Annotated in this window: 2 protein-coding genes (both only partly in view); both read left to right on the top strand. The window is 73.0% G+C overall.

Features of this window, described 5'->3' with window-relative positions; genetic code table 11:
* Positions 1 to 11,221: the 3' portion of a type I polyketide synthase gene (locus LIV37_RS41095; RefSeq protein WP_020872959.1), read on the top strand. It extends 9,647 nt beyond the left edge of the window; 11,221 of the gene's 20,868 nt are visible here — the last part of the coding sequence; the start codon falls outside the window, past its left edge; its stop codon occupies positions 11,219 to 11,221.
* Positions 11,218 to 23,333: the beginning of a type I polyketide synthase gene (locus LIV37_RS41100; RefSeq protein ID WP_121823903.1), read on the top strand. It continues 18,388 nt past the right edge of the window; the window shows 12,116 of its 30,504 coding nt (coding positions 1–12,116); the start codon lies at positions 11,218 to 11,220; its stop codon lies off the right edge, out of view. The genes LIV37_RS41095 and LIV37_RS41100 overlap by 4 nt, the downstream gene beginning before the upstream one ends.

Below are 23,333 nucleotides of genomic sequence, written 5' to 3' on the forward strand. Positions count from 1 at the left end.
GGGCAAGATCGTGCTGCGCCTGTCCGGTGTGGACGACGGTGCGGTGCTGATCACCGGTGGGACGGGGACGCTGGGTGGTCTGGTCGCCCGGCATCTGGTGGAGCGGCATGGGGTACGGGATCTGGTGCTGGCCAGCCGGTCGGGGCCGGACGCCCCCGGTGCCGACGAACTCGCCGCCGAGCTGGAGGCGGCCGGAGCCCGGGTGCGGATCGTGGCGGCCGACCTGTCGCAGCGTGCCGCGGCGGACGCGCTGGTGGCGGACATCCCGGAGCTGGCCGGGGTGGTGCATGCGGCCGGGGTGCTCGAGGACATGTCGGTGACGTCGCTGACCGGCGAGTCGCTGGGCCGGGTGCTGGCGCCCAAGGCGGACGCCGCCTGGCATCTGCACCAGGCGACCGAGCATGTGGACCTGCGGATGTTCGTGCTGTTCTCGTCCCTGGCGGGACTGCTCGGCAACCCGGGGCAGGGCAACTACGCGGCCGCCAACACCTACCTGGACGCCCTCGCCGAGCACAGGAAGGCCCTCGGGCTGCCCGCGGTCTCGATCGCCTGGGGTCTGTGGGAGCCGACAAGTGTCATGACCGCCGGGGTCACGAGCACCGGCCGGGCTCGGCTGGCGCGTGGCGGTGGTGTGGTGCTGGGTACCGAGCAGGCGCTGGGCCTGCTGGACCGTGCGCTGGACACCGGCCGGCCGGTGGTGGCGGCGGGCCTGGACGTGGGCGGGGTCCGCGACGCGATCGCGGCGGGTTCGCAGGTGCCGTCGGTGTTGCTCGGTCTGGGGCGTGCGCCGCGGCGGGCGGCGGTTGCCGGGGCTGGTGGTGGGGTGCTGGCTCGTCGTCTGGCGGCGTTGCCGTTGGCGGAGCATGTGCGGGTGGTGCTGGATGTGGTGCGTGAGCATGCGGCGGTGGTGCTCGGTCATGGTGATGGTGTTCCGGCTGACCGGGCGTTCCGGGATCTGGGTTTTGATTCGCTGACGGCGGTGGAGTTGCGTAACCGGTTGGCGGCGGCGTCCGGGTTGACGTTGCCTGCCACGTTGGTTTTCGACTATCCGACGCCTCGGGTTCTGGCTGAGTATCTGGTGGCGCGGGTGACCGGTGCGGCTCCGGCCGTCGCGGAGGTCGCCCCGGCTGCGGTGGCGGCCGGTGAGCCGGTCGCGATCGTGTCGATGGCGTGCCGTTTTCCGGGTGGGGTGTCTTCGCCGGAGGACTTGTGGCGGCTGGTCGCCGATGGTGTGGACGCGATGGGCGACTTCCCGGCCGACCGCGGCTGGGAGACGGAGCCGACCGGATACGCGCGGGTGGGCGGTTTCCTGTCCGGTGCGGCTGATTTCGACGCGGAGTTCTTCGGGGTGTCGCCGCGTGAGGCGGTGGCGATGGATCCGCAGCAGCGGTTGCTGCTGGAGGTGTCCTGGGAGGCGCTGGAACGGGCGGGCCTGGACCCGACCGGGCTGCGCGGCTCCGACACCGGGGTCTTCGCCGGTCTGTACTACCAGGGCTACGGCTCGCAACTGCCCGATGGCGACGGCAGCGGTTTCCGGCTGACGGGCTACTCGACGAGCGTGGCGTCGGGCCGGGTGTCCTACGCGCTGGGCCTGGAGGGTCCGGCGGTCACGATCGATACGGCGTGTTCGTCGTCGCTGGTGGCGATGCACCTGGCCGCGCAGGCGCTGCGCAACGGCGAATGCTCACTTGCCCTGGCGGGCGGCGCGGCGGTGATGGCCACCCCGGCGGCGTTCGCGGAGTTCGCGGTGCAGGGCGGGCTGGCGGCCGATGGCCGGTGCAAGCCGTTCTCGGACGAGGCGGACGGCACCGGCTGGGGCGAAGGCGTCGGGGTGCTGGTGCTGGAGCGGCTGTCGGAGGCGCGGCGGCTCGGGCATCCGGTGTTGGCGGTGTTGCGGGGCAGTGCGGTGAACCAGGACGGGGCGTCCAACGGCCTGTCGGCCCCCAACGGTCCCTCGCAGCAGAGAGTGATCCGGGCCGCGCTGGCCGGCGCGGGGCTGTCCGCCGCGGAAGTGGACGCGGCGGAAGCGCACGGGACCGGGACCACCCTCGGGGATCCGATCGAGGCGCAGGCGTTGCTGGCGACCTATGGGCAGGAGCGGCCCGAGGACCGGCCGTTGTGGCTGGGGTCGGTGAAGTCCAACATCGGCCACACCCAGGCGGCGGCGGGTGTCGCCGGTGTGATCAAGATGGTCGAGGCGATGCGGCACGGGGTGCTCCCGGTAACGCTGCACGCTGGTCAGCCGTCGCACCATGTGGACTGGACAGCCGGCGACGTACGGCTGCTGACCGAGGCGCGTCCGTGGGAGTCCGACGGGCGTCCGCGACGGGCTGGGGTGTCCGCGTTCGGGCTCAGCGGGACCAACGCGCACGTGATTCTCGAGCAGGCCCCGGATCCGCTCCCGGAGCAAGTCTCAGACGCGGCCCCCGTGGTGACGGGCGGTGTGGTGCCGTGGGTGCTGTCGGCCCGCTCGGGTGCGGGCCTGCGGGCGCTGGCGGCCCGGCTGGCGTCGGACGTCCCGGCCGGAGCTGACATCGCGGATGTGGCGGGTGCGCTGGCGGGTGGCCGGGCCGGGCTGGAGTACCGGGCGGTGGTTCTGGGCGTTGACCGTGCGGAGCTGGACGAGGCTCTGGTGCGGGTCGAGCCGGGCCTGCCCTCAGTGTCGGGCACCGATGTGGCTTTCGTGTTCCCGGGTCAGGGGTCGCAGTGGCTGGGGATGGGCCGCGAGTTGCTGGCGGGCTCGCCGGTGTTCGCCGAGTTCGTGGCCGAGTGCGAGCAGTTGGTGGACTTCCCGCTGCGGGACGCGCTGGTCTCCGGGGTCGGGTTGGAGCGGGTGGACGTGGTCCAGCCCGCGTTGTTCGTGATGATGGTCGGCTTGGCCCGCGTATGGGAGGCGGCGGGGGTCGTCCCCTCGGCCGTGGTGGGCCACTCCCAGGGTGAACTCGCCGCGGCGTGCTTCGCGGGGGCTCTCTCGCTGGAGGACGCCCTTGGCCTCGTCATCGCCCGGGGCCGGGCGCTGGTGGCGTTGGCGGGCACGGGTGGGATGTTGTCGGTTTCGGCGGCTCCCGAGGTGGTCGAGGGCATGCTGCGAGATGGGTTGGGGATCGCGGCGGTGAACGCGCCCGGGCAGGTGGTGGTTTCCGGTGCGCCGGAGCCGCTGGACGCGTTGGCTGCGCGGTGTGAGGCGGCCGGGATCCGCGCCCGTCGCGTCGATGTGGACTATGCGAGTCATAACCCGTTGGTGGACTCGGTGCGGGAGCGGTTGTTGGCGGTGGAGGTGTCGCCGCGTTCGGGTCGGGTGCCGTTCTATTCGGCGGTGACCGGCTCGGTGGTGGATACCGTGGAGTTGGATGCCGGGTATTGGTGGCGGAATCTGCGGGAGCAGGTGAAGTTCGCGCAGACGGTGGCGTCGATGCCGGTGGCCGGGTTCGTGGAGGTGTCCCCGCATCCGGTGCTGGTGCCGGGTATTGAGGGTCGTTGGGCGGTTGGTTCGCTGCGTCGCGACGACGGTGGTCAGCGGCGTCTGCTGATGTCTCTGGCCGAGGCGTGGACCCACGGCGCGGCCGTGGACTGGATGCGCCTCATCACCGGGGGCAAGCCGGTCACCTTGCCGACGTATCCGTTCCAGCACCGCCGCTACTGGGCGTCCGGTGGCGGGACCGGCCGGAGCGGGGTGGGCCATCCGCTGCTGGAGTCCGCGGTGCGGCTGGCCGAGGACGCCGGCTGGGTGTGGTCGGGGCGGCTGTCGGCCGGGACCAGCCCGTGGCTCGGCGATCACGTGGTGGCGGGCACGGTGCTGGCACCCGGCGCGGCGTTGGCCGAGCTGGTGTTGCACGCCGGGGATCGGGCCGGTCTGCCGGCGATCGGGGAGATCACGTTCGAACAGCCGTTGGTGCTGGACGGCGTGGTGGACGTCCAGGTGCGGGTAGACGGGGACCAGGCGAGCGTGTTCTCCCGCACCGGGGAGCAGTGGATCCGGCACGCCACCGCGACCCTGGCCGATCCCGCCGGAATGGTGGAAGGCCTCGACGGGCAGTGGCCTCCGGTCGGCGCGCAGGCTCTTGCCATCGGTGACGCTTACGACGTCATGGCGGATTACGGGTACGAGTACGGCCCGGCGTTCCGCGGTCTGCGAGCGGCCTGGCGGCTCGGCGAGGATCTGTACGCCGAAGTGGAACTGCCCGCCGCCGGCGAAGGCCAGGACGGGTTCGGGATCCACCCGGCGCTGCTGGACGCCGCCCTGCACGTTCTGCTCGCGGCGGCCGGGGACGGTGACGAGATCGGTTTGCCGTTCGCGTGGCGCGATGTGCAGCTGCACGCGACCGGGGCGTCGGCGCTGCGGGTGCGGTTGAGCCCGGCCGGGTCGGGCGCGGTCAGCCTGCTCGCCGCGGACGGCGAAGGCCAGCCGGTGGTATCGGTCGGCGCGATGATCTCCCGGCCGGCCGAGACGGGCCGCCTGGCACCTGCTCTGAGCGCGGGCGCGGGCCTGCTCGCCCTCGAATGGGCGCCGGTCCGCCTGTCGGCCGGAAGCTCGGCGGTGCGGGAGTGGGTACGCGCGGACCCGGACCTACCCGCGGGAACGGACGGGCCGCTGTTCGCCCTGGCGGAGCCCGTCGACGTTCCGGCGGCCCTGGCCTTGGTGCAGGCGTGGCTGGCCGATGAGCGTCCGGCGGGGTCGCGGCTGGCGGTCCGTACGCGTGACGCGGTTGCCGCGGTTGAGGGTGATTCGGTCGCGGGGTTGGCCGTGTCGGGCGTTTGGGGCCTGGTCCGTTCGGCGATGGCCGAGCACCCCGACGCGGGTTTGGTGCTGCTGGACGACGACGGCCGCCCCGAGTCCGAGGCGATGGTTTCCGCCGCCCTGGCCACCGGGGAGAGGGAGCTGGCGCTACGCGACGGGAAGGTGCTGGTGCCCCGGCTGCGCCGGGCGGCCCCCAGCGATGAACCGGCCCCCGTACTCGGCCCGGACGGCACGGTGCTGGTGACCGGCGGGACCGGGACGCTGGGCGGTCTGATCGCCCGGCACCTGGCCGTCCGGCACGAGGTCCGGGACCTGGTGCTCGTCAGCCGGTCGGGGCAGGACGCGCCCGGCGCCGACGAACTGGTCGCCGACCTCGAGACGGCCGGGGCCCGCGTACGGATCGTCGCGGCCGACCTGGCCGACCGCGCCGAGGTTGACGCGCTCGTCGCGGACCTCCCCGACCTGACCGCCGTCGTCCACGCGGCCGGAGTGGTCGAGGACGCCCCGGTGACCTCACTGACCGAGCCGTCGCTGGGCCGGGTACTGGCGTCCAAGGCGGTCTCGGCCCGGCACCTGCACGAGGCGACGGCCGACCGGGAACTGCGGATGTTCGTGCTCTTCTCGTCGCTGTCGGGCCTGCTCGGCGGTGCCGGGCAGGGCAACTACACGGCGGCCAACACCTACCTGGACGCCCTGGCCGCGCACCGGACGGCCGAAGGGCTGCCCACCGTCTCGATCGCCTGGGGCTTCTGGGAGCAGCGCAGCACGATCGGCGCCGGCGTCACCGACGTCGACCTGGCCCGGCTGGCCCGCGTCGGAGGCACGCTGCTGCCGATCGAGCAGGCGCTGAACTTGTTCGACCAGGCGCTGAGGGGCGGCCCGCCCGTGGTCGCCACCGGCTTGGACGTGGCCGCGGTCCGCGGCGCGATCGCCGCCGGACAGACCATGCCGGCGGTGCTCCTGGGCTTCGGCCGCGCGCCGCGGCGGACGGCCGCGGCCGGCACCGGCGGCGGCGAGCTGGCCCGTCGCCTGGCCGGGCTGGGCGAGGGCGAGCGGTCCCGCGTCCTGCTCGACCTGGTGTGCGAGCACGCCGCGGTGGTCCTCGGCCACGGCGACGCGAGCGGCATCGAGGCCGGCCAGGCGTTCCGTAATCTCGGTTTCGACTCGCTGACCGCGGTGGAGCTGCGCAACCGGCTGGCCGCGGCGGCCGGGCTGACGCTGCCGGCCACGCTGGTCTTCGACTACCCGACGCCGCAGGACCTGGCCGACTACCTGCTGCGGCAGGCACTCGGCGTGGAAGAGACCGCCGGGGAAGTGGTGCTGGCCCGCTCGGCCGGTGAGCCGGTCGCGGTGGTGTCGATGGCCTGCCGGTTCCCGGGCGGGGTCGCCTCGCCGGAGGAACTGTGGCAACTCGTCGTCGGCGGCACGGACGCGATGGGCGACTTCCCGGCCGACCGCGGCTGGGAGACGGAGCCCGCCGGGTATTCGCGGGTGGGTGGTTTCCTGTCCGGTGCGGCCGACTTCGACGCGGAGTTCTTCGGGATCTCGCCGCGTGAGGCGGTGGCGATGGACCCGCAGCAGCGGCTGCTGCTCGAAGTGTCCTGGGAAGCCCTGGAACGCGCGGGCCTGGACCCTTCGCGAATGCGCGGCTCCAACACCGGCGTCTTCGCCGGGCTTTCCTTGCAGGACTACGCATGGCGGCTCTCCGAGGCCGACGGGGGCAGTTTCCGGCTCACCGGCAACGCGTCGAGCGTCGTGTCCGGCCGGGTGGCGTTCGCGTTCGGCCTGGAAGGTCCGGCGGTGACGGTGGACACGGCGTGTTCGTCGTCGCTGGTGGCGATGCACCTGGCCGCGCAGGCGCTGCGCAACGGCGAATGTTCGCTGGCGCTGGCCGGCGGGGTCACCGTCATGGCCACCCCGACGACGATCTCGGAGTTCGCGCTCCAGGGTGGTCTGGCGGCCGACGGGCGGGTCAAGGCGTTCTCGGGTACGGCGGACGGCACGGCGTTGTCCGAGGGCGTTGGCGTGGTGGTGCTGGAGCGGTTGTCGGAGGCGCGGCGGCTGGGACACCCGGTGTTGGCGGTGTTGCGGGGCAGTGCGGTGAACCAGGACGGGGCGTCCAACGGTCTGTCGGCGCCGAACGGTCCGTCCCAGGAACGGGTCATCCGCCGGGCGCTGGCCGATGCCCGGCTGACCCCGGGCGATGTGGACGCGGTCGAGGGGCACGGGACCGGGACCACGCTCGGGGATCCGATCGAGGCGCAGGCGCTGCTGGCGACCTACGGTCAGGACCGGCCGGAGGAGCGGCCGTTGTGGCTCGGGTCAGTGAAGTCGAACATCGGCCACGCTCAGGCCGCGGCCGGGGTGGCCGGTGTGATCAAGATGGTCGAGGCGCTCCGGCACGGAACGCTGCCACCGACGCTGTACGCCGACGAGCCGTCGCCGCACGTGGACTGGACGGCCGGGGATGTGCGCCTGCTGACCGAACCACGAGCCTGGGAGTCGGAGTCCGACGGGCGTCCGAGGCGAGCCGGCGTCTCGTCGTTCGGCATCAGTGGCACCAACGCTCATGTGATTCTCGAAGCGGCCCCGGAACCGGTTCCCGCGCGACCCACGTCCGGCCGGCCGGTGGTGACCGGCGGAGTGGTGCCGTGGGCCTTGTCGGCCCGCTCGGGTGCGGGGCTGGTGGCGTTGGCCGGGCGGCTGTCCTCGGATGTCCCGGCCGGGGCCGGCATCGCGGATGTGGCGGGTGCGCTGGCGGGTGGCCGGGCCGGGCTGGAGTACCGGGCGGTGGTTCTGGGCGTTGACCGTGCGGAGTTGGACGAGGCTCTGGTGCGGGTCGAGCCGGGTGGACCGTCGGTGGCTGGTGGCGGTGTGGCTTTCGTGTTCCCGGGGCAGGGGTCGCAGTGGCTGGGGATGGGCCGCGAGTTGCTGGCGGGCTCGCCGGTGTTCGCCGAGTTCGTGGCCGAGTGCGAGCAACTGGTGGACTTCCCGCTGCGGGACGCGCTGGTCTCGGGAACGGGGCTGGATCGAGTGGAAGTGGTCCAGCCGACGCTGTTCGTGATGATGGTCGGCTTGGCCCGCGTATGGGAGGCGGCGGGGGTCGTCCCCTCGGCCGTGGTGGGCCATTCGCAGGGCGAGGTGGCCGCGGCGTGCTTCGCGGGGGCTCTCTCGCTGGAGGACGCCCTTGGCCTCGTCATCGCCCGGGGCCGGGCGCTGGTGGCGCTGGCGGGCACGGGCGGGATGCTGTCGGTCGCGGCGGCCCCGGAGGTCGTCGAGGGCATGCTGGCCGACGGGCTGGGGATCGCGGCGGTCAACGCGCCTGGGCAGGTCGTGGTCTCGGGTGCGCCGGAGCCGTTGGACGCGTTGGCGGCGCGGTGTGAGGCGGCCGGAATCCGGGCCCGTCGGGTCGATGTGGATTACGCGAGTCATAACCCGTTGGTCGAGTCGATCCGGGAGCGGTTGTTGGCGGTGGAGGTGTCGCCGCGTCCCGGTCGGGTGCCGTTCTATTCGGCGGTGACCGGCTCGGTGGTGGATACCGCCGGCTTGGATGCCGGGTATTGGTGGCGGAATCTGCGGGAGCAGGTGCGGTTCGCGCAGACGGTGGCGTCGATGCCGGTGGCCGGGTTCGTGGAGGTGTCCCCGCATCCGGTGCTGGTGCCGGGGATTGAGGGGCGTTGGGCGGTCGGTTCGCTGCGTCGCGACGACGGCGGTCAGCGGCGTCTGCTGATGTCTCTGGCCGAGGCGTGGACCCACGGCGCGGCCGTGGACTGGACCCGCCTGGTTCCCCAGGGCAGTCCGATCACTTTGCCGACGTATCCCTTCCAGCACCGCCGTTATTGGGCGTCGGGTGTTGGGGCGGGTCGGGGTGGTGCGGGGCATCCGTTGTTGGACAGTGCGGTGCGGCTGGCTGAGGACGCGGGCTGGGTGTTGTCGGGGCGGGTGTCGGCTGGGACGAGTCCGTGGCTGGCCGATCACGCGGTGTCGGGGACGGTGCTGGTGCCGGGTGCGGCGTTGGCGGAGTTGGTGTTGCACGCCGGTGACCGGGCCGGATTGCCGGCGATCGGGGAGATCACCTTCGAGCAGCCGCTGGTGCTGGACGGTGCGGCCGATGTCCAGGTGCGGGTCGACGGGGACCAGGCGAGCGTGTTCTCCCGTACCGGGGAGCAGTGGATCCGGCACGCCACCGCGACCCTGGCCGATCCGGCCGGGACGGTGGAAGGCCTCGACGGGCAGTGGCCCCCGGTCGGCGCGCAGCCGCTGCCCGTCGGCGACGCTTACGAGGTCATGGCGGCGCGCGGCTACGAGTACGGCCCGACGTTCCAAGGCCTTCAGGCGGCCTGGCGGCTCGGCGAGGACCTGTACGCCGAAGTGGAACTGCCCGCAGGCGACACTCAGGACGGGTTCGCGATCCATCCGGCCCTGCTGGACGCCGCGCTGCACGTCCTGATCGCCGCCGCCGAGGACGGTGACGAAATCGGGTTGCCGTTCGCGTGGCGGGATGTGCGGTTGCATGCGACCGGGGCGTCGGCGTTGCGGGTGCGGTTGAGCCCGGCCGGTCCGGATGCCGTCTCCCTGCTCGCCGCCGACGGCGAGGGCCAACCGGTTGTGTCGGCGGCGTCGATGATGGCCCGCCCGACTGACACCGCCCGGCTCACGACCGGCACGGGTCCGGGCCTGCTGACGTTGGAATGGGCCCCGTTCAGCCTCGGCTCGGCGCCGGAACAGGCCTGGGTCCCCGTCGGCCCGGACCTGGACCTGCCCACGGGAACGGACGGGCCACTCTTCGCCTTGGCTGAACTCGCCGAGGCGTCCACCGCGTTGGACTTGGTGCGGGCTTGGCTGGCCGATGAGCGTCCGGCGGGGTCGCGGCTGGTGGTCCGTACGCGTGATGCGGTTGCGGCGGCTGATGGTGACACGGTCGCGGGGCTGGCGAGTGCGGGGGTTTGGGGCTTGGTCCGTTCGGCGATGGCCGAGCACCCTGATGCGGGTTTGGTGTTGCTGGACGATGATGGCCGTCCTGAGTCCGAGGTGATGGTTTCCGCTGCTTTGGCGAGCGGGGAGAGGGAGTTGGCGCTGCGGGGTGGGGCGGTGTTGGTGCCCCGGTTGCGCCGTGCGGTTTCCGGTGATGATGCGGTCCGGGTGTTCGGCCCCGAGGGCGCGGTGCTGATCACTGGTGGGACCGGGACGTTGGGTGGTCTGGTTGCCCGGCATCTGGTGGACGTGTACGGGGTCCGGAGTGTGGTGTTGGCGAGCCGGTCCGGTCCGGATGCGCCCGGCGCCGGTGAACTCGCCGCCGAGCTGGAAGGGGCCGGGGCCCGGGTGCGGGTCGTCGCCGCGGACCTGTCCGACCGTGCCGCGGTGGACGCGCTGGTGGCGGACATCCCCGAGCTCGCCGGAGTGGTGCACGCCGCCGGCATTACCGAGGACATGTCCGTGACCTCACTGACCGGGCCGCCGTTGGAACGGGTGCTGGCGGCCAAGGCGGACGCGGCCCGGCACCTGCACGAGGCCACCGCCGGCCGGGACCTGGGCCTGTTCGTGCTCTTCTCGTCGCTCGCCGGGCTGCTCGGCGGTCCGGGACAGGCCAACTACGCGGCGGCCAACACCTACCTGGACGCCCTGGCCGCCCTTCGGCAGTCCCAGGGCCTCCCCGGCGTCTCCATCGCCTGGGGCCTGTGGGAACAGCGCAGCGCGCTGACCGGAACGCTGACTCAGGCCGATCAGGCGCGGCTGGCGCGCGGCGGCGGTGTCGCGCTGAGTACCGAGCAGGCGCTACGGCTGTTCGACGCAGCGCTGGCCGGCGCCTCGCCGGTGGTGGCGGCCGGTCTGGACATGGATACGGCCCGGGCTACCGCCACCGCGGGGTTCGCGCTGCCCTCGGTGCTCGGTGACCTCGTCCGGGCGCCCCGGCGGGCCGCCGCGGGGACGCGGGGAGCCGACACCTTCGCCCGTCGCCTGGCCGGCCTGGGCGAGACCGAGCGGTCGCGCTTCCTGCTCAATCTGGTGCGCGAACACGCCGCGGTGGTTCTCGGCTACGACCAGGCCGCGAGTGTTCGCGCCGATCAGGCGTTCCGGGACTTCGGCTTCGACTCGGTCACCGCGGTCGAGTTGCGCAACCGGCTGGCCGGCGTGACCGGGCTGACGCTCCCGGCCACGCTGGTCTTCGACTACCCGACGTCCCGGGTGCTCGCCGAGCACCTGCTGCGTGTGGCGATCGGCGCACCGAAGGACCCCGAAGAAGCGCGCATCGAAGAAGTCATCCGTGCGATCCCCGTGTCGCGTCTACGCGACGTCGGGCTGCTGGACGTCCTCCTCGAACTGGCCGACACGCCGACCAACGGCAACGGCGACGGCAACGACAACGGCAATACCAATGGCAATGGCAGCGGAAACGGCCACGGTGGTGCGCCATCGGCGTCCCAGATCGACGAGCTGAGCTCCGACGACCTGATTCGCATGGCACTGGAGGAGAACGAATGACTGACAGCGCCGGCAATGAGAAGCTCCTCGAAGCACTGCGAGCTGCGCTCAAGCAGAACCAGCGCCTCAAGTGGGAGAACGAGCAGCTGAGCAGCGCGGCCGGGGAGCCGCTCGCGATCGTGTCGATGGCGTGCCGCTATCCCGGCGGAGTCGCCTCGCCGGAAGACCTGTGGCGGGTGGCCGCGGACGGCGTGGACGCGATGACCGGCTTCCCGACGGACCGCGGCTGGGAGACCGAGCCCGCCGGGTATGCGCGGGTGGGTGGCTTCCTGTCCGGTGCGGCGGACTTCGACGCGGAGTTCTTCGGGATCTCGCCGCGTGAGGCGGTGGCGATGGATCCGCAGCAGCGGCTGCTGCTGGAGGTGTCCTGGGAAGCGCTGGAACGCGCGGGCCTGGACCCCTCGGAGTTGCGCGGCTCCGACACCGGGATGTTCGCCGGTCTGTCCTTCCAGGACTACGCCTCCCGGCTGCCCGACGAAGGCGCCGGCGGATTCGGACTGACGGGCAACGCACCGAGTGTGGCGTCGGGCCGGGTGTCGTACGTGCTGGGCCTGGAGGGGCCGGCGGTTTCGGTCGATACGGCGTGTTCGTCGTCGTTGGTGGCGATGCACCTGGCCGCGCAGGCACTGCGTAACGGCGAATGCTCCCTCGCGCTGGTCGGCGGGGTGACGGTACTGGCGACGCCGGGAGTGTTCGGGGAATTCGCGGCGCAGGGCGGGCTGGCCTTCGACGGCCGGTGCAAGCCGTTCTCGGCCGCAGCCGACGGTACGGGCTGGGGCGAGGGCATCGGGGTGGTGCTGCTGGAGCGGCTGTCGGAGGCGCGGCGGCTCGGGCACCCGGTGCTGGCGGTGCTGCGCGGCAGCGCGGTGAACCAGGACGGGGCGTCCAACGGCCTGTCGGCGCCGAACGGCCCGTCCCAGGAGCGGGTGATCCGGGCGGCGCTGGCCGGCGCGGGGTTGTCGACGGCGGACGTGGACGCGGTCGAGGGACACGGGACCGGGACCGCGCTCGGCGACCCGATCGAGGCCCAGGCGCTGCTGGCCACCTACGGGCAGGACCGGCCGGCAGACCGGCCCCTGTGGCTGGGAGCGGTGAAGGCCAACATCGGGCACACCGCGGCGGCTTCGGGCATGGCCGGTGTGATCAAGATGATCGAGGCGATGCGGCACGGGACGCTCCCGGCGACGCTGCACGCCGATGAGCCGTCGCCGCATGTGGACTGGTCGGCGGGCCTGGTGCGGCTGCTTACCGAAACACGTCCGTGGGAATCCGACGGGCGCCCGCGGCGGGCAGGTGTGTCGTCGTTCGGCATCAGTGGCACCAACGCTCACGTGATCCTGGAAGAGGCCCCTGCCGAGCCGGCCCAGGAACCGGTCCCCGGTCCGGCCCGGCCGGTGGTGGCGGGCGAGGCGGTGCCGTGGGTGTTGTCGGCCAAGTCGGCCCCGGCGCTCCAGGCGCTGGCGGGCCGGCTGGCGTCGGACGTCCCGGCCGGGGCCGGCATCGCGGATGTGGCGGGTGCGTTGGCCCGGTCGCGAGCGGGCCTGGAGTACCGGACGGTGGTCCTGGGTGCTGACCGCGCGGAGCTGGACGAGGCGCTGACCCGGGTCGAACCGGGCAAGGATCTGGCTGGAGTCGAGCCCGACAGCGGTGACGTGGCTTTCGTGTTCCCGGGCCAGGGGTCGCAGTGGCTGGGGATGGGCCGTGAGCTGCTGGCCTGTTCGTCGGTGTTCGCCGAGTTCGTGACCGAGTGCGAGCAGTTGGTGGACTTCCCGCTGCGCGACGCGCTGGTCTCGGGAACGGGGCTGGAGCGGGTTGAGGTGGTCCAGCCCGCGTTGTTCGTGATGATGGTCGGCCTCGCCCGCGTATGGGAAGCGGCGGGGGTCGTCCCGTCGGCGGTGGTGGGCCATTCGCAGGGTGAGCTCGCCGCGGCGTGCTTCGCGGGGGCTCTCTCGCTGGAGGACGCCCTCGGCCTGGTGACCGCCCGCGGGCGGGCGCTGGTGGCGTTGGCGGGCACGGGCGGCATGCTGTCCGTCGCGGCGGCCCCGGAGGTCGTCGAGGGCCTGTTGGCCGACGGGTTGGGGATCGCGGCGGTCAACGCGGCCGAGCAGGTGGTGGTTTCCGGGGCGCCGGAAGCGTTGGACGCGTTGGCGGCGCGGTGTGAGGCGGCCGGGATCCGCGCTCGTCGCGTCGATGTGGATTACGCGAGCCATCACCCGCTGGTGGAGCGGGTGCGGGAGCAGTTGCTCGCGGTGCGGGTGTCGCCGCGTTCGGGTCGGGTGCCGTTCTATTCGGCGGTGACCGGCTCGGTGGTGGATACCGCCGGCTTGGATGCCGGGTATTGGTGGCGGAATCTGCGGGAGCAGGTGCGGTTCGCGCAGACGGTGGCGTCGATGCCGGTGGCCGGGTTCGTTGAGGTGTCCCCGCATCCGGTACTGGTGCCGGGGATTGAGGACGGCTGGGCGGTCGGTTCGCTGCGTCGCGACGACGGCGGTCAGCGGCGTCTGCTGATGTCTCTGGCCGAGGCGTGGACCCACGGCGCGGCCGTGGACTGGACCCGTCTGATCCCGGTCGGCCGTCCGGTGACGCTGCCGACGTATCCGTTCCAGCACCGCCGTTATTGGGCGTCCGGTGGCGGGACGGGCCGGGGCGGCGCGGGTCACCCGCTGTTGCAGTTGGCGGTTGAGCTGGCCGAGGACGCCGGCTGGGTGATGGCGGGACGGGTATCGGCCGGTACCAGTCCGTGGCTGGCCGACCACGCGGTCTCGGGCACGGTGCTGGTACCCGGGGCGGCGCTGGCGGAGTTGGCGCTGCACGCCGGGGATCGGGTCGGTCTGCCGGCGGTGGGGGAGATCACCTTCGAGCAGCCGTTGGTGCTCGAAGGCAACGGCCCGGTCGATGTGCAGGTGTCGGTCGAGGGCGGTCAGGTTGCCGTGTTCTCGCGTACCGGGGAGCAGTGGACCCGGCACGCGACCGCGACCCTGGCCGATCCCGCCGGGACGGTGGAAGGTCTGGACGGCCAGTGGCCCCCGGCCGGGGCACAGGCCCTCCCGGTCGGCGATGTCTACGAGGTCATGGCGGGTCGCGGGTATGAGTACGGGCCGGCGTTCCGGGGCCTTCAGGCGGCCTGGCGGCTCGGCGAGAACCTGTACGCCGAAGTAGAACTGCCCGCCGCCGCGGGCGATGTTCAGGATGGCTTCGGGATCCATCCCGCTCTGCTGGACTCCGCCCTGCACGCGATGATCGTGGCCGCGGAGGACAGCCACGAGGTGCGGTTGCCGTTCGCGTGGCGCGATGTGCGGTTGCACGCGACTGGTGCGTCGGCGTTGCGGGTGAGGCTGAGCCCGGCCGGGCCGGACGCGTTTTCTCTGCTGGCCGTTGATGGTGAGGGTCAGCCGGTGGTGTCGGCGGCGGCGATGATTTCCCGCCCGGCCGACACCGGCCAGCTCACCCGCTCCGCCACGGGCCCGGGGCTGCTGTCGCTCGAATGGGCGCCGTTGAGCCTGGAATCGGCTTCGGAGCAGGTCTGGGTGCGGGTGGGCCCGGAGCTGGATCTGCCTGAGGCCATGGACGAGCCGTTGTTTGCATCCGCTGAGCCGGTGGATCTGCCCGGGGCGCTGGCCTTGGTGCAGGCGTGGTTGGGGGCCGGGTACCCGGCGGGGTCGCGGCTGGCGGTCCGTACCCGTGACGCGGTCGCGGCTGCGGCGGGTGACACCGTGGCCGGTTTGACGGGGTCCGGTGTCTGGGGTCTGGTGCGGTCGGCGATGGCCGAGCACCCCGACGCGGGCCTGGCGTTGCTCGACGACGACGGCCGTCCCGAATCCGCCGAGACCGTCGGCGCCGCCCTGGCCACGGGCGAAAAGGAACTGGCCCTGCGGACCGGCGCCGCGCTGGTACCCCGGCTGCGCCCTGTGCCCGCCGTCCTGGAACTGCCGACCGGTCCGGAGGCGTGGCGGCTGGAGTGGGCTGACGGCGGTGACCTGGACACGGTGCGGGCCGTCCCCGCGCCGGACGCGGAGCGGCCGCTGGAACCCGGTGAGGTCCGCATCGCGGTCCACGCGGCCGGAGTGAACTTCCACGACGTCCTGTCGGCGCTGGGTATGCTGCCCGGCGACCACCGACCGCCGGGCGGCGAGGGCGCCGGAGTGGTGATCGAGTCCGGCCCGGAGGTGACCGGCCTTCCGGTCGGCACGCGGGTGATGGGGCTGATGACCGGGTTCGGCCCGCTGGCCGTGACCGACGCCCGGCTGGTGACGCCGGTCCCGGACGGGTGGAGCGACGCCGAGGCGGCCGGGACGACGATCGCGTATCTGACCGCTTACCACGCCCTGTTCGAACGGGCCCAGCTGCGCTCGGGCGAGCGCGTGCTGATCCACGCGGCGTCCGGCGGTGTGGGCATGGCGGCGGTGTACTTGGCGCTGGCGGCTGGGGCGGAGGTGTTCGCGACGGCGAGTGAGGCCAAGCAGGCCGCGGTGGCGGCGCTGGGCGTGACGCGCATCGCCTCATCGCGTACGGCGGACTTCGCCGACGAGTTCGGCCAGGTCGACGTGGTGCTGAACTCGCTGACCGGCGAACTGCTGGACGCCTCGCTGGGGATGCTGGCCGAGGGCGGCCGGTTCGTGGAAATGGGCAAGACCGACATCCGCGATTCCCGCCAGGACGCCTTCGACCTGGCGGAAGTCGCGTACGCGGATCCCGACCGGGTCGCCGCGATGTGGCCGCGGGTCCTGGAGACGGCCGTACCGCTGCCGACGATGGCGTGGCCGGCGGCGCAGGCGGGTGCGGCGCACCGGTTCATGAGCCAGGCCCGGCACGTGGGCAAGATCGTGCTGCGTCTCCCGGCCGCGTCGCAGCCGGACGGTGCGGTGCTGATCACCGGCGGGACGGGGACGCTGGGTGGTCTGGTCGCCCGGCATCTGGTGGACCGGCATGGGGTACGGGAGCTGGTGCTGGCCAGCCGGTCGGGTCCGGAGGCGCCGGGCGCGGCCGAACTGGCCGCCGAGCTGGAGGCGGCCGGAGCCCGGGTGCGGATCGTCGCGGCCGACCTGTCCGGCCGTGCCGCGGTGGACGCGCTGGTGGCGGACATCCCGGAGCTGGTCGGGGTGGTGCACACCGCTGCCGCGCTTGAGGACACTCCGGTGACCTCGCTGACCGGCGAGTCGCTGGGCCGGGTACTGGCCGCCAAGGCGGACACGGCCTGGCACCTGCATGAAGCGACCGCCGGCCGGGATCTGCGGATGTTCGTGCTGTTCTCGTCGCTGTCCGGGCTGCTCGGCAACCCGGGCCAGGGCAACTACGCGGCGGCCAACACCTACCTGGACGCTCTTGCCGCCCACCGGACGGCCCTTGGGCTGCCCGCGGTGTCGATCGCCTGGGGGCTGTGGGAGCAGACCAGCGCCTTGACCGGCGCGCTGACCGAGACCGACCGGGCCCGGCTGGCCCGAGGTGGTGGTGTGGCGCTGCCCACCGAGCAGGCGCTGCGGCTGCTGGACGCGGCGGTGGCCGGCCGTGAGCCCGTAGTGGCGGCGGGCCTGGACGTGAGTGCGGTCCGGAGCGCGATCGCGGCGGGTTCGCAGGTGCCGTCGGTGTTGCTCGGTCTGGGGCGTGCGCCGCGGCGGGCGGCGGTTGCCGGGGCTGGTGGTGGGGTGCTGGCTCGTCGTCTGGCGGCGTTGCCGTTGGCGGAGCATGTGCGGGTGGTGCTGGATGTGGTGCGTGAGCATGCGGCGGTGGTGCTCGGCCACGGTGACGGTGTTCCGGCTGACCGGGCGTTCCGGGATCTGGGCTTTGATTCGCTGACGGCGGTGGAGTTGCGTAACCGGTTGACGGCGGCGTCCGGGTTGACGTTGCCTGCCACGTTGGTTTTCGACTATCCGACGCCTCGGGTTCTGGCTGAGTATCTGGTGGCGCGGGTGACCGGAGCGGCCCCGGCCGCCGCGGAGATCGCCCCGGCTGCGGTGGCGACCGGTGAGCCGGTCGCGATCGTGTCGATGGCGTGCCGTTTTCCGGGTGAGGTGGCCTCTCCGGAGGACTTGTGGCGGCTGGTCGCCGATGGTGTGGACGCGATGGGCGACTTCCCGGCCGACCGCGGCTGGGAGACGGAGCCGACCGGATACGCGCGGGTGGGCGGTTTCCTGTCCGGTGCGGCGGACTTCGACGCGGAGTTCTTCGGGATCTCGCCGCGTGAGGCGGTGGCGATGGATCCGCAGCAGCGGCTGCTGCTGGAGGTGTCCTGGGAGGCGCTGGAACGCGCGGGCCTGGACCCCTCGGGCCTGCGCGGCTCCGACACCGGGGTCTTCGCCGGTCTGGTCGGCCAGGACTACAGCTCGCGCCTGTCCGTGGGTGACGGGAACGGCTTCGAGCTGACCGGGAACGCGCTGAGCGTGGCGTCGGGCCGGGTGTCGTATGCGCTGGGCCTGGAGGGTCCGGCGGTGACGGTGGATACGGCGTGTTCGTCGTCGCTGGTGGCGATGCACCTGGCGGCGCAGGCGCTGCGCAACGGCGAGTGCTCGCTGGCGCTGGCCGGTGGCGTGACCGTACTGGCGACGCAAGGAGTGTTCGCCGAGTTCACGCGGCAGGGCGGCATGGCGTCCGATGGCCGGTGCAAGGCGTTCTCGGCCGAGGCGGACGGCACCGGCTGGGGCGAAGGCGTCGGGGTGCTGGTGCTGGAGCGGCTGTCGGAGGCGCGGCGGCTCGGGCATCCGGTGCTGGCGGTGTTGCGGGGCAGTGCGGTGAACCAGGACGGCGCGTCCAACGGTCTGTCGGCGCCGAACGGTCCGTCGCAGGAACGGGTGATTCGCCGGGCGCTGGCCGATGCGCGGTTGGCCCCGGCCGATGTGGACGCGGTCGAGGGGCACGGGACGGGGACCACGCTCGGGGACCCGATCGAGGCGCAGGCGCTGCTGGCCGCCTACGGGCAGGAGCGGCCCGAGGACCATCCGTTGTGGCTCGGGTCGGTGAAGTCCAACATCGGCCACACCCAGGCGGCGGCCGGTGTCGCCGGTGTGATCAAGATGGTCGAGGCGCTGCGGCACGGAATGCTGCCGCCGACATTGCACGCGGGTGAGGCGTCCCCGCATGTGGACTGGTCGGCGGGGGATGTACGGCTGCTGACCGAAGCACGGCCGTGGGAGGTCACGGACCGTCCCCGGCGGGCAGGTGTGTCGTCGTTCGGTATCAGCGGCACCAACGCCCACGTGATCCTGGAACAGGCGCCGGACACGGTTCCCGCGCTACCCGCGCTGCCCGCGCCCGCCCAGCCGGCGGTCACGGGTGCGGTGGTGCCGTGGGTGTTCTCGGCCCGGTCGGAGGCTGGGCTGGCGGCGCTGGCGTCGGACGTGTCCGAGTGGGCCGAACGGTCGGACGTGGCGCCTGCGGACGTGGCCGTCTCCCTGGTACGGGGCCGGGCGGGCCTGAACTACCGCGGCGTACTGCTGGAGCCGAGCGGGCCGCTGCTGTCCGGCCGGGCGGCGGACGGCGACGGTGTGGCTTTCGTCTTCCCGGGCCAGGGATCGCAGTGGCTGGGAATGGGCCGCGAACTGCTCGCCTGTTCACCGGTGTTCGCCGAGTTCGTGGCCGAGTGCGAGCGATTGGTGGACTTCCCCCTCCGGGACGTGCTGGTGTCCGGGGTCGGGTTGGAGCGGGTGGAGGTTGTTCAGCCCGCGCTGTTCGTGATGATGGTCGGCCTGGCCCGGGTGTGGGAGGCCGCGGGAGTCACCCCCTCGGCCGTGGTGGGCCATTCGCAGGGTGAGCTCGCCGCAGCCTGCTTCGCGGGGGCCTTGTCGTTGCGGGACGCTCTCGGTCTGGTTGTCGAGCGGGGTCGGGCGCTGGTGGCGCTGGCGGGTACGGGCGGGATGCTGTCGGTCGCGGCGGCTCCCGAGGCGGTCGAGGGCATGCTGACCGACGGCCTGGGGATCGCGGCGGTCAACGCGGCCGAGCAGGTGGTGGTTTCCGGGGCGCCGGAAGCGTTGGACGCGTTGGCGGCGCGGTGTGAGGCGGCCGGGATCCGCGCCCGTCGCGTCGATGTGGATTACGCGAGCCACCACCCGCTGGTGGAGCGGGTGCGGGAGCAGTTGTTGGCGGTGCGGGTGTCGCCGCGTTCGGGCCGGGTGCCGTTCTACTCAGCGGTGACCGGCACGGCGGTGGATACCACGGAGTTGGACGCCGGCTACTGGTGGCGGAACCTGCGGGAGCAGGTGAAGTTCGCGCAGACCGTGGCGGCGATGCCCGTGGCCGGGTTCGTTGAAGTGTCCCCGCACCCGGTGCTGCTGCTGGGTATTGAGGACCGTTGGGCGGTCGGATCGCTACGCCGCGACGATGGCGGACCGCGGCGCCTGCTGACTTCTGTGGCTGAGGCGTGGACCCACGGCGCGGCCGTGGACTGGACCCGCCTGATCACCGGCGGGACGCCGGTGACGCTGCCGACGTATCCGTTCCAGCACCGCCGGTACTGGGCGTCGGGCGGCGCGACCGGACGGGGCAACGCCGGGCATCCGATGCTGGACAGCGCGGTGCGGCTGGCCGAGGACGCGGGCTGGGTGCTGTCGGGCCGGGTGTCGTCCGCGACGAGTCCGTGGCTGGCCGATCACGCCGTGTCGGGGACGGTGCTGGTGCCGGGCGCGGCGTTGGCGGAGTTGGTGTTGCACGCCGGTGACCGGGCCGGGCTGCCGGCGATCGGGGAGATCACCTTCGAGCAGCCGCTGGTGCTCAACGGCGGCCCGGTTGATGTTCAGGTGTCGGTCGAGGGTGGCCAGGCGGCCGTGTTCTCCCGTTCCGGGGAGCAGTGGACCCGGCACGCCACCGCGACCCTGGCCGACCCGAGCGGGACGGTGGAAGGTCTGGACGGCCAGTGGCCCCCGGCCGGTGCGCAGGCTCTTCCCGTCGGCGATGTCTACGATGTCATAGCGGCACGGGGATACGAGTACGGGCCGATGTTCCGGGGGCTTCAGGCGGCCTGGCGGCTCGGCGAGGATCTGTACGCCGAAGTGGAACTGCCCGCCGGGGATGCCCAGGACGGGTTCGGGATCCATCCGGCGCTGCTGGACGCCGCGCTGCACACACTTCTCGCCGCCGCGACCGACGACACCGGGCAGCGGGTCCTGCTGCCGTTCGCGTGGCGGGACGTGCGGTTGCACGCGACCGGTGCGTCGGCACTTCGGGTGCGGCTGAGCCCGGCCGGGTCGGACGCGTTCTCCCTGCTGGCCGCCGATGGCGAGGGCCAACCGGTTGTGTCGGCGGCGGCAATCGTCTCCCGCCCCGCGGACACCAGCCGCCTCACCCCCGCCCCCGGTGCCGGCGTCGGCCTGCTCGCCCTGGAATGGGCACAGCTCAGCCCCAGCCCGGAGCCAGGCCCCGACCAGGCCTGGGTGCCGGTCGGCCCGGAGCTGGAATTGCCCGAGGCTGCGGACGGGCCGGTGTACGTCTCGGCCGAGCCGGCCGACCCGACTGTTGCGCTGGCTCTGGTGCAGAGGTGGCTGGAGACCGGATACCCGGCGGGGTCGCGGCTGGTGGTCCGTACGCGTGATGCGGTTGCGGCGGCTGATGGTGACACGGTCGCGGGGCTGGCGAGTGCGGGGGTTTGGGGCTTGGTCCGTTCGGCGATGGCCGAGCACCCTGACGCGGGTTTGGTGTTGCTGGACGGCGATGGCCGTCCTGAGTCCGAGGTGATGGTTTCCGCTGCTTTGGCGAGCGGGGAGAGGGAGTTGGCGCTGCGGGGTGGGGCGGTGTTGGTGCCCCGGTTGCGCCGTGCGGTTTCCGGTGATGGCGCGGTCCCGGTGTTCGGCCCCGAGGGCGCGGTGCTGATCACTGGTGGGACCGGGACGCTGGGTGGTCTGGTCGCCCGGCATCTGGTGGACGTGTACGGGGTCCGGAGCGTGGTGTTGGCGAGCCGGTCCGGTCCGGATGCGCCCGGCGCCGGTGAACTCGCCGCCGAGCTGGAAGGGGCCGGGGCCCGGGTGCGGATCGTCGCCGCGGACCTGTCCGACCGTGCCGCGGTGGACGCGCTGGTGGCGGACATCCCCGAGCTCGCCGGAGTGGTGCACGCCGCTGGAGTGCTCGAGGACACCCCGATCACCTCGTTGACCAGTGAGTCGCTGGAACGGGTGCTGGCCGCCAAGGCGGACGCGGCCCGGCACCTGCACGAGGCCACTGTCCACCTTGACCTGCTGATGTTCGTGCTGTTCTCGTCGCTGTCGGGGCTGCTCGGCAACGCCGGGCAGGGCAACTACGCGGCGGCCAACACGTACCTGGACGCCCTCGCCGCCCGGCGGCGGGCCCTCGGCCTGGCGGCCGTGTCCATCGCCTGGGGCCTCTGGGAGCAGCGCAGCGCCCTGACCGGTGCGCTGACCGCGGCCGACCAGGCGCGGCTGGCCCGCGTCGGCGGCGTCGCTCTGCCGACCCAGCAGGCGCTGAGCCTGCTGGACCGGGCGCTGACCGTCAGTCGGCCGGTGGTCGCGGCCGGCCTGGACACGAGCGCGGTCCGCGGCGTCATCGCGGCCGGGACGTCGATTCCGGCAGCGCTGAGCGATCTCGTCCGCACGCCGCGGCGGGTAGCCGCGTCGGGGGCCGTAGGCGGGGCGATGGCCCGTCGCCTGGCCGCCCTGAGCGAGACCGAGCGCGAGCTTGTCCTGCTGGACCTCGTGCGCGAGCAAGCCGCCGCGGTACTCGGCTACGACCAGGCCGCGAACATGCCGGCCGACCGCGCCTTCCGCGACCTCGGCTTCGACTCGGTCACCGCGGTGGAACTGCGCAACCGGCTGGCCGCGGCGGCCGGGTTGACGCTGCCCGCCACGCTGGTCTTCGACCACCCCACACCGCAGGCCCTCGCGGACTACCTGGTGGCCCAGGTGACCGGCGCGTCCCCGGCGGCCGTCGAGATCATCCCGGCGGCCCCGCGGCTGGTCGGCGAGCCGATCGCGATCGTGTCGATGGCCTGCCGCTTCCCCGGTGGGGTCGCCTCGCCCGAAGACCTCTGGCAACTCATCGAGGACCGGGCCGACGCGATGACCGACTTCCCGGCCGACCGCGGCTGGGAGACCGAGCCTGCCGGGTATTCGCGCGTGGGTGGTTTCCTGTCCGGTGCGGCCGACTTCGACGCCGAGTTCTTCGGGATCTCGCCGCGCGAGGCGGTGGCGATGGACCCGCAGCAACGACTCCTGCTCGAAGTGTCCTGGGAAGCCCTGGAACGCGCGGGCCTGGACCCCTCCGGGCTGCGCGGCTCCGACACCGGTGTGTTCGCCGGTCTGGCCATGCAGGACTACTCCTGGCGTCTGCCCGCGGGTGATGCGGGCGGATTCCGGATGACCGGCAACGCGTCGAGCGTCGTCTCCGGCCGGGTGGCCTACACGTTCGGCCTGGAGGGCCCGGCGGTGACGGTGGACACGGCGTGTTCGTCGTCGCTGGTGGCGATGCACCTGGCCGCGCAGGCGCTGCGGAACGGGGAGTGCTCGCTGGCGCTGGCCGGGGGCGTGACGGTGATGGCCACCCCGGCGGCGTTCGCGGAGTTCGCACTGCAGGGCGGCCTTGCGGCCGACGGGCGGGTCAAGGCGTTCTCGGGTACGGCGGACGGCACGGCGTTGTCCGAGGGCGTTGGTGTCGTGGTGCTGGAGCGTTTGTCGGAGGCGCGGCGGCTCGGGCATCCGGTGCTGGCGGTGCTGCGCGGCAGCGCGGTCAACCAGGACGGTGCGTCCAACGGTCTGTCGGCGCCGAACGGTCCGTCGCAGGAACGGGCGATTCGCCGGGCCCTGGCCGATGCCCGGCTGACCCCGGGCGACGTGGATGTGGTCGAGGGGCACGGGACCGGCACCACGCTCGGGGACCCGATCGAGGCGCAGGCGCTGCTGGCCGCCTACGGGCAGGACCGGCCCGACGATCGCCCGTTGTGGCTGGGCTCGGTGAAAACCAACATCGGGCACACCTCGGCGGCGGCCGGTGTCGCCGGTGTGATCAAGATGGTTGAGGCGCTCCAGCACGGGACGCTCCCGGCGACACTGCACGCCGATGAGCCGTCGCCGCACGTGGACTGGACGGCCGGAGACGTGCGCCTGCTGACCGAAGCACGGCCGTGGGAGGTCACGGGCCGGCCTCGCCGGGCAGGTGTGTCGTCGTTCGGGATCAGCGG

The sequence above is a fragment of the Streptomyces rapamycinicus NRRL 5491 genome (assembly GCF_024298965.1).
GTDB classification, from domain to species: Bacteria; Actinomycetota; Actinomycetes; order Streptomycetales; family Streptomycetaceae; genus Streptomyces; species Streptomyces rapamycinicus.